This window comes from Chrysiogenes arsenatis DSM 11915 (assembly GCF_000469585.1).
In the GTDB taxonomy this organism is placed as follows: Bacteria; Chrysiogenota; Chrysiogenetes; order Chrysiogenales; family Chrysiogenaceae; genus Chrysiogenes; species Chrysiogenes arsenatis.
The window spans coordinates 39,735-52,661 of sequence record NZ_AWNK01000004.1 but is presented as its reverse complement, the minus strand read 5'-3'; the positions used below and the strand labels follow the sequence as shown (position 1 = coordinate 52,661).

10 protein-coding genes are annotated in these 12,927 nt (G+C 47.2%); 5 read left to right on the top strand and 5 right to left on the bottom strand.

Annotated elements, in window-relative coordinates; all coding sequences use genetic code 11:
• Positions 1–73: 73 nt before the first annotated feature.
• From P304_RS0102105 to P304_RS15895, 5 genes are read left to right on the top strand one after another with little or no spacing between them, the layout of a single operon-like run.
• Complete coding sequence (locus P304_RS0102105) at positions 74–1,978, top strand: GGDEF domain-containing phosphodiesterase (RefSeq protein WP_027389191.1); 1,905 nt, start codon at positions 74–76, stop codon at positions 1,976–1,978.
• Positions 1,979–1,992: 14 nt separating this feature from the next.
• Positions 1,993–2,391 carry a response regulator gene (locus P304_RS0102100; RefSeq protein WP_027389190.1) on the top strand — a complete coding sequence of 133 codons (399 nt, stop codon included), beginning with the start codon at positions 1,993–1,995 and terminating at the stop codon, positions 2,389–2,391.
• Entirely contained in the window at positions 2,384–4,036 is a 1,653-nt protein-coding gene (locus P304_RS0102095) for a diguanylate cyclase (RefSeq protein WP_027389189.1), read from the top strand. The genes P304_RS0102100 and P304_RS0102095 overlap by 8 nt, the downstream gene beginning before the upstream one ends.
• The gene (locus P304_RS0102090) at positions 4,033–4,809 is read left to right on the top strand and encodes a response regulator (RefSeq protein ID WP_027389188.1); all 777 of its coding nucleotides are present in this window, start codon (positions 4,033–4,035) and stop codon (positions 4,807–4,809) included. The genes P304_RS0102095 and P304_RS0102090 overlap by 4 nt, the downstream gene beginning before the upstream one ends.
• A gap of 16 nt (positions 4,810–4,825) precedes the next feature.
• On the top strand, positions 4,826–6,955 hold the full coding sequence (locus P304_RS15895; protein ID WP_051321322.1) for a sensor histidine kinase: 2,130 nt from the start codon (positions 4,826–4,828) through the stop codon (positions 6,953–6,955).
• A 17-nt stretch (positions 6,956–6,972) separates the two neighbouring features.
• Here P304_RS15895 and P304_RS0102080 read toward each other — a convergent pair whose 3' ends face one another.
• The 5 genes from P304_RS0102080 to P304_RS0102060 all read right to left on the bottom strand — a co-directional run bounded on the left by P304_RS0102080 (position 6,973) and on the right by P304_RS0102060 (position 12,906).
• Positions 6,973–8,439, bottom strand: coding sequence for a RimK family protein (locus P304_RS0102080; RefSeq protein ID WP_027389187.1), 1,467 nt, complete (start codon positions 8,437–8,439; stop codon positions 6,973–6,975).
• Between the two features lie 8 nt (positions 8,440–8,447).
• Entirely contained in the window at positions 8,448–10,079 is a 1,632-nt protein-coding gene (locus P304_RS0102075; RefSeq protein ID WP_027389186.1) for a bacteriohemerythrin, read from the bottom strand.
• A gap of 167 nt (positions 10,080–10,246) precedes the next feature.
• The gene (locus P304_RS0102070; protein WP_027389185.1) at positions 10,247–11,035 is read right to left on the bottom strand and encodes an ABC transporter permease; all 789 of its coding nucleotides are present in this window, start codon (positions 11,033–11,035) and stop codon (positions 10,247–10,249) included.
• The gene (locus tag P304_RS0102065) at positions 11,032–11,988 is read right to left on the bottom strand and encodes an ABC transporter ATP-binding protein (RefSeq protein ID WP_152514468.1); all 957 of its coding nucleotides are present in this window, start codon (positions 11,986–11,988) and stop codon (positions 11,032–11,034) included. The genes P304_RS0102070 and P304_RS0102065 overlap by 4 nt, the downstream gene beginning before the upstream one ends.
• Positions 11,989–11,991: 3 nt before the next feature.
• Positions 11,992–12,906 carry an HDOD domain-containing protein gene (locus tag P304_RS0102060; RefSeq protein WP_027389183.1) on the bottom strand — a complete coding sequence of 305 codons (915 nt, stop codon included), beginning with the start codon at positions 12,904–12,906 and terminating at the stop codon, positions 11,992–11,994.
• Positions 12,907–12,927: the final 21 nt, after the last annotated feature.

Here is a 12,927-nt window from a genome sequence, read left to right as displayed (position 1 = left end):
TATTCTGCGGCACGTTGGGGGACTATTTTTCGGTGCACGATATGCCTTTAGAACCCGCTCTCACAGGAATGATATGAAGTACCGTTCAAAAATTGCCCTGCCGGTAGCCATCATATTTGCGATTTATTTCCTTTTCGTCGTACTTGGGGTGGCATTGTTGCATCCTGAGCTGTTCAATTTTATCCATATGGTTTCTTTTGCCATGGTAACATTTGTTGCATGGGCTATCCTCTCGTTCGTGTTGCACCGCATGTCCGTTGTCCCTATTCTCCAAATGACGCATGCGTTAGAGCACTTAAATAGTGAAAAACTCACTCAGCTCAAACAGCATGACGATGAGTGGAAAACTTTGGCGCTCTCGATGGAACAATATTTTCAGCAAACCCGTTTTACGAATAAGTATACGCAAGCAATAGACGATAATTTTATTGTTTCTAAAGCTGACCCTCAGGGTGTGATCACCTATGCAAATGACCAGTTTTGTAAACGGAGCGGCTATTCGCGGGAAGAACTTGTCGGGCAACCACACCGCATTGTACGCCACCCCGACACGCCATCGCATGTTTTTAGCGCGATGTGGAAAAAACTGAAAAATGGTGAGACATGGAGTGGTGTGACGAAGAATCGGGCGAAATCGGGCGAAGCCTATTACGTCAAATCGTTAATTATCCCCATCACCGATGAACACAACCAGCTTGTTGAGTATACATCCATCCGTTCTGACGTTACCGACCTCTTTCAGCAGATGGACGTGATACTGCGCCAAACGACAGATTCCCTGACTGACTTGCCAAATAAAGTGCAACTACTGGAAGACCTCGAGCTTTTGGACAATGTCGCGCTCATGCTGGTGAATATCGATGGCTTCCGCAGTATCAACGAGTCGTATGGGCAAAAAAATGGCGACCGTGTCATCGCAGAAGTCGCGCGCCAAGTCAGTGTTCTGATTGGCTCTGCCGGGCGCTTATATCGCGTGGTCGGTGACGAATTTGCTATCATCGTTGATCAATGTGAGCTGCACGTAGAGTGTTACTGTAATGTCGAAATGCTGGCGAGCAGTATTATCGAGCATTTTCAGAGCCAACCAATCCGAATTGGCGATAACGAGCTACATTTAACCGTGAAAGTTTCCGCCGCTCAGGGTCAAGCGGCGTACCATAATGCCGATATGGCGATGCACTATGCAAAAGTGCACACGCTTTCGTTCGTTGATTACGACAACAATCAGCAAATTCAAAGTGAACTCCAGCGTGCACTTGAAGTGACCGCTATGGTGCGAGAGGCATTGCGCAAAGGGGCGATTATTCCGTATGGACAAAAAATATTTGCTACTGCGAGTGGTGGTGAATATCGTATTGAAGCGCTGATGCGGATTTTGAGCAATGATGGAACTGTCATTGCCCCATATGTTTTTTTAGAACAGGCGAAACGGTCGAAACTCTACGGGAAACTTTCAGCCGCAATGATGGAAAAGCTATTTGCATATTTTCGACAGAATCAGCAGAAGTTTTCGATCAATATCACGTTCGATGACATCAATAACGAGTCGATTGTGGAAATGATTTTTCAGTATGCTAATGATCCTGTTTTCCAGGGTCGAATCATTCTTGAATTGGTCGAAAGTCAATCATTTATCGAAAGTCCTGAGGTTGAATCTTTTATCCAACGCGCTAAAGAGGCGGGTTGCCTGATCGCTATTGATGATTTTGGAAGTGGCTATTCTAACTTTGAATATATCCTGCGGATGCAGGCCGATATTGTAAAAATTGACGGTTCGCTGATTAAAAACATGGATTGCGATCAACACTCTCATGCTATTGTGCGCGCTATTACTCGTCTGGCTCGCGAACTCGGGTTACGTACCGTTGCCGAATTTGTCCACTCTGCTGAAGTGGAACGGGCAGCGCGCGAGCTTGGAATTGATTACTTACAGGGATTTCATTTGCATGTTCCGGAAGCGTTAACCGACCTGAAATAATAAGAGGTGTTCTTGTGCCTGATCTCAATAAAATTCTTTTGGTTGAGGATGAACCGGACATTCAAACGATTGCCAAAATGACTCTTGAGTTGATGGGCGGATTTACCGTATCCGTTGCTGAACATGGGGTAAAAGCACTCGAGATAGTAAAAATCTTTCAACCCGATCTTATTCTGCTTGATGTGATGATGCCTGAAATGGATGGCCCGACTACACTGGAAAATTTGCGCTGCGACCCAGAAACGAAAGATATCCCCGTGATATTCATGACGGCGAAAGTGCAGCCGCCAGAAGTAAGCCATTATAAGGCACTTGGCGCTATTGATGTGATCGCAAAACCATTTGACGCTATGGTATTAGCTGATACGGTACGCCAATTGTGGCGGGGGCATATGGAGCGCGGAAATGGATAACCAAGAACAATTACAGCAGCAATTAGTGGCGCTCAAGCAAAGCTATGCGGCTAAACTCGCCAGCGAATTAGCGTCACTGAATACCTTAGCAAACACTCTTTTGGATAGCCAAGAGATTGAATCAGTTTTGAGCGAGCTGCACCAAAAGTTACACAAGCTGGCAGGGTCAGGTGGAACGTTTGGATTTCCCCAGCTCAGTCAAGCGGCACGTGAACTGGAAACGCAAGTACAAGCCCTGCTGCACACACAAGATGGGGTCAATAAGCCTGTGCTGGATGATCTTGTCAGTCGCGTTGCGGCACTCCACGAACATGCAAAATCAGTCAACCAACCAGAAACAATGGAAAAGCCCGCCTGTGTTCCCCCTTCGCTGTCGGAGACAAGAACCATTCATCTGTTAGCAACACAGGTTGAAACGGCGAACGATCTCAAAAAGGAATTAGTGAACTTCGGCTATTCGGTAGCCAGTTTTTTGACGTACACGGCACATCTTAATGAACTGAAACAGGGAAAAATTCCCGAAGCAATTGTTATTGATACCGATTTTTCGGCTGATGTTGCGGACTATTTTGCGCATGGGCGCGAGTTATTTCAAGGGGAAATACCGTCAGAGTTCATTTTTATTTCCAATCGTGATGATTTTCGCGCTCAAATCATGGCCGCTCGTGTCGGGGCGCAGGGATATTTTAAAAAACCGGTCGATATTCCCAAACTGGTTGATCGCTTAGAAAGAACATTTAATCAACGTGACGTAGCTCCGTATCGCGTTATGATTGTTGATGATGATATCGATTTGGCCTGCCATTACCAGTTGGTATTACAACGGGCAGGCATGGAAGTCGGTGTCGTTACTGAACCTACCGAACTTTTTGCTGCGGCAGACGAGTTGCGCCCTGAATTGATTTTAATGGATATCCATATGCCAGGATATTCTGGCACGGAGTTAGCCCGCATGTTGCGTATGCGCGATGAGTGGCTTGGTGTCCCTATTGTCTACCTTTCCGCTGAAACTGATTTACAGATGCACATTAAGGCTATGCTGAATGGTGGCGACGATTTTCTGACAAAACCGATAGCTGATAATTATCTTATCGCCGCAGTCACGGCGCGTGTGGCGCGTGCACGGCAGCTGAACAACCTTATTTCACGCGATAGCATGACGGGACTGCTGAAGCACGTCAATTTCAAAGAACAGCTGGTGACAGAGTTGGAGCGTTCACGTCGCACACAAGAACCACTCGTTGTGGCCATGTTCGATATTGACCACTTTAAAAAAGTGAATGATACCTATGGACATGGAATGGGGGATCGTGTCATCAAAGCTTTAGCGCACCTTTTAAAACAACGCTTACGAAAAACCGATATTGTGGCTCGTTATGGAGGGGAGGAATTCGCCGCCGTGCTCCTGAACTGTACCGTTGAAGCTGCCTGCGATATTCTGAATGATATTCGCGAAAAATTTGCCGCGATCCCGTTTATGCACGATGAGTTGTCATTTAGTTGCACCCTGAGCAGTGGCATGGCGACGAACACTGAGTACCCCGATTTTTCTATTCTCGAAGCCGCTGATGGTGCCTTGTATGACGCTAAACGGAGCGGCAGAAATAAAGTATGTGTCGCTCTCCGCAAGGAGGAAACAGTATGAGCGCGACCAACGGACACGACGCTATCGCCGCTCTAATGTTGCAAATGACGGGTTCTTTTCTGCATGAACTTCCAGAAAAATGCTATCAAATCGAAGCGTTGTTGCTGAAGCTTGAAGACCCCACCGCGCATCATGCCGTTATTTTTGATGAGCTGTACCGCAAAGTACATAGTTTAAAAGGGACAGGTGGAACACTCGGGTTGCCGATTGTGACATCTATTTGTCATGCACTGGAAAATTCGTTAACTGCTGCTCACGGGAATTATGCTCCTCCTTTTGCCGATAATAGCTTGCGATATGTTGACCTCTTGCTGCAAGTACGGGATGCGAGTGAGCGCGGGAATATCACATCGATTCAAGAAGCCCTTGACTCTTTAGCGACGGCAACTGGTGGTGAATTATCCGTGTTAGTTATCGAACCATCCAAAACCTTTGCCCATTCCTACCGCAAGGTACTGCAAGAGCATCATGCACGTGAAACACACGTCACCACCGGCATGAAAGCGTTAGAAGTTCTCCTGCTGGAGAAATTTGACCTTATCATCACGGCTCGCCATTTAAGTGATATCAGCGCCTTTGGTGTGTTGTGTGGCATCCGTTATTCCGATAATCGCAACCGCACAACATCAACCGTTGTATTAGCGAGCGATACTTCCAATATCCCGGCTTGCATTCCACTTGATCATGTTGTCAAGCGAGATGCTTTTATGTTGGAGAATATAGGCAAGATACTCCGTGCACTGCAGCAAAAACCTTCAATAGCAAAAAGTTGATCGAAGCAGGGACACCATGAAGCAACTCTCAATATCGCGGCGCATTATTCTCTCATCGTTATTTTTTTTCGCCATTGCGGCATTTATATTAGTGATTTTCATGCAAGTCACTGTCTCACGTGACGTCAAACAATTACTGATTGCGGAACAGCAAGAGAAAGCACAGTTGCTCGTAACGTATGCGTCAAAAGCATTAGAAGAGCGAAAAATCTTATTGATGCGACTCGCGCCGCTCCTGCAAGATGGAGGAAAATTACTTGATGAAGCTTCGATGGCGCAATTGCTTGATGGTATTGTACTGGTAAGACAGACATTTAACGGTGGTTTGATGGTTGCCGATGCTGCGGGTATTGGTGTCGGGGAAGCGCCAAAAAACAGTGGTAGAATTGGGTTAAATATCTCGCAACGGGAACATATTCAGGAAGCACGAAAAACCAAACAACCGGTGATCACGCAACCGTTAATCGCTTCGCGTGCCAATCGTCCAAGTTTTTTCATCAATGTCCCCATTCTTTCAGAAACCGAAGGGGTACTTGGATTTTTAATCGGTATCACCTTTTTAGAAGTCAACAATTTTTTAGTGCCTAGCGGCCAAGTGCTGCGCTCGGACGAGCTCCTCTATATTATTGACCCCGTTAATAAGTTGATTGTTACATCGCACGACTTTTCGCTCTCCATGCAACCCTTACCGCCGCATGGCATCATTCCACTGATAGATGCTGCCTTAACTACGTCGCAAAGTGGAGCTATTACTGAGCGTAATGGAACAAAATTGCTTTATGCAAGTGCTGTGATGCCACAAATGGGATGGATTGTCGTAAAGGCGTTACCAGAAGAAAAAGTACTTGCTCCGGTTGCGCATTTAGTTTCTAACCTTGCACTATCGACGTTGGGACTGCTAGCTCTTTTTGCTCTCCTCTTAATTTCGCAGTTGGGGCGAATTTTAGCGCCGTTGCGTCAGTCAATTATGACCATCGATTCGATGGTGAATGAACGAGAAGCATTTCAGGCGATCCCCGTGCACGTAAATGATGAGGTTGGTCAGCTGGTTGGCGCTTTTAACCGACTTTTAGCTTCGCGTGATGAACAGCGACAACGCCTCTATCTGGCGACTTCAGGTACTGGGATTGGTATTTGGGACTATGACATTCTCCAGAATAAACTGACGTGGGACGACAATATGTATCGGCTCTACGGCCTTTCTAAAAGCAATTTTGGCGCTGCCTATGAAGCGTGGCAAAACGGGCTGCATCCAGATGATGCGGCATCAGCGCATGCTCTTATCCAACAAGCTATACAAGGGGGGAAGGAGTTCAAAACAGAATTTCGTGTCATTCACCCCGATGGGATAACCGTCCGTTGGATTCAGGCCGATGCGTGTGTGATTCGCAACGAGGAGGGTAAGGCCGTGCGCATGATCGGCACAAACCTTGATATTACTGAGCGCAAACGGGTTGAAATGATGAAAAACCAATTTATTTCCACTGTCAGTCACGAACTGCGGACGCCATTAACCTCTATTCGTGGCGCGATTACGTTGATTGACAGCGGTCAACTTGGCCAATTGTCACCCGAGGCAACACAAATGATAAAAATTGCGAAAAGTAATAGTGACAGACTCACCTTACTGATCAACGACCTTCTCGATATTGAAAAAATAGCCTCAGGTCGTATGGAATTCGCCATGAAACGGCTTGAAGTAGGGGCGATTGCTGTCGAGTCCATTAATACGCACCAAACCTTTGCTCAAGAGCATAGCTCAACCTTTGTGCTGATGACGCGTGACGATAACTTGTTCGTGAACGCTGATGAAAAGCGGCTGCAACAGGTGATAGCCAATCTTTTATCCAATGCTGCAAAATTCTCTCCGGCTGGAAGTACTGTGGAAATTCACTGTACGCGCGAAGGGCAGAACGTACGGGTGGCCATCCGTGATTATGGGAGCGGCATTCCCGATGAGTTTCGCGAGCGCATATTTAAACGGTTCTCGCAAGCCGACTCATCCGATACGCGCCCAAAAGGCGGTACCGGACTGGGACTGGCTATTTCGCGTGAAATTATCCATAAAATGGGTGGAACGATAGGCTTTGACTCAGTGTATGGCGAGGGGTCTACGTTTTACTTTACCTTGCCATTTGTGGAATAAAAATAACTCGCTATCGGTTAGTAGCGTTGCTCTTTGCGCCGCTCCACGCGGCGTAGCATGATTCGCATAATTCGTGAATAGAGCTCATCTTTTTCAATAGAGTCTTCCACGCCCGCATCGATGTTGGGATTATCGTTGACTTCAATCAGGTAGAGTTTGTTATCTACCTGCTTGATGTCGACTCCATAAAATCCGTCACCAATCAGGTCGCAGGCTTTCAGCGCCATTTTAATGACTTTGGGTGGTGCGTGTTCGACGGCTATTGCTTCGAATCGACCGACTTGCGCTTTCCCGTTGGAATCGCTTTTAATGATTTGCCAGTGCTTGGCCGCCATGTAGTATTTGCACACGTACAATGGCTGATGATCAAACACGCCAATGCGCCAGTCAAACGTCGTTGGGATAAACTCCTGCGCAATCAGCAGGGCAGATGTTTCCAGCATTTGCAACGCGACGGTACGGTACTCTTTGGGGGTATTGACTTTTTTTACCCCTTGCGAAAAAGAACTATCAGGCTGTTTCAGGATCATCGGATAGTCGAGCTCCTCTTCCACATTATCCAGATTGCCACGATGGACAATTACGGTATGCGGCGTTGGGACGCGATTCGTTTGCAATAGCTCGGCAAGGTACACTTTATTGGTGCAACGCAGGATAGATTGCGGGTCGTCAATTGTGACCAGCCCTTCTGATTCTGCTCTTCTGGCGAACTGGTACGTATGATGGTTCACATGAGTGGTTTCGCGAATAAAGAGCATATCGAATTCACTCAAGCGGTTGTAGTCATCTTTGGTAATCATTTCCGTGGCAATGCCTAAGGCATTAGCGGCCTTGATAAATTTTGCAATGGCTTTTGGGTCAGATGGCGGCATAGGGTCGTCTGGGTCATGCAAGATCGCCAAGTCATAGCGGTACTTACTGCGACGTGGAAGACTTTGGCGGCGTTTACTAAAGTACTCTTGCGCCGAGAGGGCAATAAATTCCCGATGGTCTTCTGGGACGTTATTCGCCGAAATGGGCGCAATATGCGTTAAATGCCAACGTCCCGCAATGCGCTCGAAATTGGCACGCACGAAGGGTGCTTCAAATAAGCGATACAGATGGCGACAGAGTTTGTCGTACCGTTTCGCAAAATTACGACCGAAATAAATCGAAAGGGTAAAGGTATCTGGTTGCAGTGATTCGAGCGTTTTTTGAATTAAATGGTCAAGCTCAGGCGTTGCTACTCGTAGGAGGCCAGGAGTCGCAAGATCTTGCATTGTCATTACTGTCGGCAACGGTTTATGTCCTCGCGATGATGCAAGCAACGATACATAGTAGCCATAGCTCTGATACATATACGAACGGCAGAGATTAAAGAGTTGAACCCCTTTAAGTTTGCTGTAGTACGGATTCGTAAGGTACTCCCACGCAGAGAGAACCTCTACTCCATCAATATCAAAGAGCCAATCATCTGGGTTGTTGACGACAATAAATGTTTGCATGATGTGCGTTATTTAACTCCTTTACTCCTGAGGTATTCTCCAAGTTTAATATCTCTGCCCATGATGTGTTCTGTCAACCAGCTTTTAAGAAAGTCGAGCGTATCGCTGGCGACCAGTAAGTCTCCAGCTTCAAACTTACTTTTGAGTGTCAGAGCCTGTTGCACCAGTTTTTCGTGCTCTGCTTTATGCGCGGAGTACTCTGGATACTGATATTTGTGCATATGGGTCTCTTCATCTTTGAAGTGATCCGCCGTGTAGCCGAGTAACTCGTTAAACACTTTACCAAGAACTTCTTTCCCTGCACCGGCGCGAACGGCATCGGCTAATTTATTCACTATTTTAACCAGTTGTTTATGTTCAGAATCAATAAAGTTGACCCCAGAATTGAGCGCATCGCTCCAGACGATGAACGGCCCACCTTTGTGCGCACCGCTGACAAGACGCATTGATTTACTTGAACTTACGGGCGATGGTGACTTTGTGCCACCATGAACGGTAAATTGACCAAGTATCCCTTCAGCTTCGCGAGAAATGTGTGCCAGCGAATCGACACTATCGCCCAGTGTCGACAGGGCTAACGTGCTCCGTTCGACGCCACTGACCATCGATTGCAATGAATCGTTGATTTTCTGAATGGTTTGGTTCTGCTCGCGGACAGCGAAGCCAATCACCCCATTGCCTTGGTCAATCTCGCTGACCGATTCAACAATTTCAGCAAAAATCGTTTCGGTTTTTCCGATAACTTCAACCCCTTCTTCAACACTTTTGCGAGATTGTTCCATTTCACTAAAGGCGAGTTCGGTTTCGTTGTAGAGATTAGCAATGATGCTGGAAACCTCTTTGGTGGCATTCTGCGTCCGTTCCGCCAGTTTACGCACCTCATCAGCGACAACGGCGAATCCCCGTCCTGCTTCACCAGCACGTGCTGCTTCAATCGCCGCATTCAGCGCGAGCAGGTTCGTTTGATCGGCAATGTCGTTGATTACATTTAAAATGGCGTTGATTTTTGAAGAAGAGTTGGAAAGTTCCTGAATCGTGCTGGAAAGTTTGACTGTCCGGTCACGGATAAGCGCGATGTTTCTGGTGGCAAGCTCAAGCTGGCTCTTCCCTTCTTCAGTGCGCCCACTCGCGAAGTCAGTTTTCTGAATCATTTCATTCAGGGTATCCATCACATCGCGCGAGCTGGCAGCAATTTGTCCCATCGCTTGCGCAATTGAGTTGACGGTAGCGACATGGGAACGAAACTCATGGGTGACATCACGGGTATCATGAACCAATGGTGCCGCAAGGTTACTCATCTCGTGAACCGCTCCTTGCGCATTGGCAACACCATCGTGAATCGAACGGATAATGGTGTCGAACTCTGCCAGCTCTCGGCTGTTGCCTGAATTCATTTGCACCCGTAGGTCAATCGTACCATGTGCTTGGAATGATTCCGTGGCATGCTGAAGTTCATTGAGTTGTTTTTTGAAACCCTGTTGGGCAAATACGGTACATACGCCGAATACTAAGAGTGCAGTGATGAAAATCGGAATCCAAAGCGAACTACTTCCAATAATGGTGGCGAGAACCGAAACCCCAATGGTTATCACCCCTGTTGCTACCCCTGCTAAACCAATAACTCTCCCGAATGCCGACATTGTACCCCTCCAAGATAGAACTTGATCAATTGACTGCCGTCAATATTGGCAGGCAAAAATGTAACAGAAGCACTTTCGGCACGCAATCTGAAAGTCTCATATATGAGACGGAATATGATTTTTCGTTATCGCATAATAGAATGTGTACTGCACAACAATATGATCCGTTAGAATTTTGTGTAGCTCCCTTTTTTTACCGCCCAAAAGGCTAAACTGCCTGCCAGCAGAATGAAAACCGTGGCCAACATGATGGACACGTACGGCGCCAGATCGCTCACACCAAGTACTCCGTAGCGAACGCCATTAATGATATAAAATAGTGGGTTGAGGTACGAAAGATGCTGCCAGAACGGGTGCATTGATTCAATGCTGAAAAACACCCCGCCAAGGTAGATAAGTGGAAGAATCACAAAGGTGCTGATAGCACTCACTTGGTCAAAACTTGTGGAGAAGATCGCAATACATAGCCCCAAAAAGCCGAAAGTCAAACCACCCATGAGCATAAACAGGAGCAACCAGCCAGGCGCTGCAATGGGTATGAGTGTGCTATACATGCTGTAATGGAAGAGTTGTCCCACGATCCCAACGCAGACACCAACGAGGGCGCCGCGCAGCGTCGCTGCCAGACCGTACGCCGCGACAATTTGTAGCGGTTGCAGTGGTACGACCCGCAGATCCTGAAAATCGCCATGAAATTTGGACGTGATTATCGAACTGGAAGCATTTTGAAAGGCGTTGTTGAGCAGCGCCATCGCCATCAAGCCGGGGATGATGAAAAGAAGATAATTTACACCATTCATCGTGTCAATTTTATCTGCCAGATTGACACCAAAAATCAGGAGGTAAAGCGCCGCGTTAATTAACGGGCTAAAGATCGTTTGTCCGGCAACGCGGTAAAAACGGAGTACTTCTTTGCTTAGGAGCGAGTAGAAACCAGCAAAAATTCGACCATTCATTGTGGTACACCTGTTGTTCCATGTTGCTGAATCAGCGTTTTAAAGGCTTCTTCCAATCGACCTTCATCCACGACAATGTCGTGGAGAGAGTCCAATGGAATGGCAAGACGACTGAGGAGTTGGCCAATCGTTTCATCATGCTTGATGTTGATCTTCACCGTGTGTCCATTACATGAAATCCCCGCAACCGTCGTCAGGTGAGGTGGAATGTTGGCAAGCGTTAAGGTGACACGACGCAACGTTAACTGGTGGATCAGCGCAGCGGTATCATTAAGCGCAATCAAACGACCATGATGGAGCACGCCAATGCGTTGACAGAGCTTTTCCGCCTCTTCAAGGTAGTGAGTTGTCAAGAGGATAGTCGTTTTCAGTTCGCGATTGAGCTCTTCGACAAACTCCCAGAGATCATTACGCAGTTCAACGTCGACACCTGCCGTTGGTTCGTCAAGGAGTAAAAGAGGTGGAAAGTGAACTAACGCTTTAGCAATAAGCAAGCGTCGTTTCATGCCGCCTGAGAGCTGACGTACGAGTTTTTTGCGGTGTTCAAACAGTGCCAACTTATGCAACAAATAATCAATCCGCTCTTGATTGCGCAGCAAGCCGTAGTAGCCGGAGTGAAAATTCAACACCTGGTTAACGGTAAAGAAACCGTGCGAAACAATCTCCTGTGGTACAACGCCGACCTGCATTCGCGCTTCAATTGGATTTTCTGTAAGATTGTACCCACCGATGGTAATCGAGCCGCTATCCGGTGCGATAAGGCCAGAAATCATGGAGATAAACGTAGTTTTTCCCGCACCATTCGGTCCAAGAAGGCCAAAGATTTCGCCAGAATTGAGTGTTAAATCAAGTGGATGGAGTGCGGTAAATGCGTGATATTTTTTCGTAAGCGCCGTGGAACAGAGCGGATAGATGGGGCTCTGTTCCGTCGAATGTTCGGGTTGGCTAGACAATCGTTACTCCTGTTGACCAAGGAAAATAAAAAAATCATCAATTAAGTCGCTCAGTTGTGCGCCATCAAGATCAAGTTGAAAAAGGGTTTCTTCGTGTGTTTCAGCCCATTCTTCTTCAGGCCAAGTATCAACCCCAGTGATATTGCCAATCTTATGCTGATAAATCAAGTCGAGATAGTCGGCCAGTTGGAGCGCAGCGGAAACTTTCGCCATGGCCATTGTGCCAGGGACGCGCACAGCACCGTTTTCGTGATGGGAGAGGATCGTTTCGGAAATCATCGGCGCAACACCCCAGCTCCGCGCTAAAATATAGCTGATGGTATGGTGGTAGGTTCCGAGTTTAGCGAATTCAACTTCTGGAACGCGGTCGCGCTCGCGCAGCAGGAACGGAAAAAACTCGCGATAAAGCGGGTAACGTTTGGCAATCATTGGGACGGCCGCATCGTGAAACAGTCCAGCGAGGTAGACTTGTTCTGGGATCAATTCGGAAAAATTACGGAAGATATGCTGGTGATCCAAAATGTATTCTGTGCCACGCGCCACGTTAACGGAGTGGAGCCAGAACGTATGGAGCGATGCATCATCCCCTACAACGGCTTCTTTGAGGGCGCTAGTAATGACCAATACATTAAAGCGAGGAATGCCAAGCAGCGCCAGCGCTTGCGAGATAGACGATATGTGTTGGCGCAGGCCCCAAGCCGGAGCATTGACCAGTTTTAATATTTTTGCTGCCATCGCGGTATCGGAGTTGATAATTTGAACGATACGGCCAAAATCGGGCGACTCTTTTTGCGTTTCACGTAAGGCCTGCATGACGACGCGTGGTTGGTGCGGTAAGCCGATGTGGTTGATTAAGGAACGGGCTTTTTCCATGTCGGGCATATCAATCAACTCAAGATTTTTCACCGTATCGGGCATACATTCCTCCGTTTTTTCCGT

Bases quoted from the DNA above. Each gene is read 5' to 3' on its own strand.
- P304_RS15895 (WP_051321322.1), top strand. From the start codon at position 4,826: ATGAAGCAACTCTCAATATCGCGGCGCATTATTCTCTCATCGTTATTT.
- P304_RS0102060 (WP_027389183.1), bottom strand. From the start codon at position 12,906: ATGCCCGATACGGTGAAAAATCTTGAGTTGATTGATATGCCCGACATG.
- P304_RS0102105 (WP_027389191.1), top strand. From the start codon at position 74: ATGAAGTACCGTTCAAAAATTGCCCTGCCGGTAGCCATCATATTTGCG.
- P304_RS0102090 (WP_027389188.1), top strand. From the start codon at position 4,033: ATGAGCGCGACCAACGGACACGACGCTATCGCCGCTCTAATGTTGCAA.
- P304_RS0102095 (WP_027389189.1), top strand. From the start codon at position 2,384: ATGGATAACCAAGAACAATTACAGCAGCAATTAGTGGCGCTCAAGCAA.
- P304_RS0102070 (WP_027389185.1), bottom strand. From the start codon at position 11,035: ATGAATGGTCGAATTTTTGCTGGTTTCTACTCGCTCCTAAGCAAAGAA.
- P304_RS0102075 (WP_027389186.1), bottom strand. From the start codon at position 10,079: ATGTCGGCATTCGGGAGAGTTATTGGTTTAGCAGGGGTAGCAACAGGG.
- P304_RS0102080 (WP_027389187.1), bottom strand. From the start codon at position 8,439: ATGCAAACATTTATTGTCGTCAACAACCCAGATGATTGGCTCTTTGAT.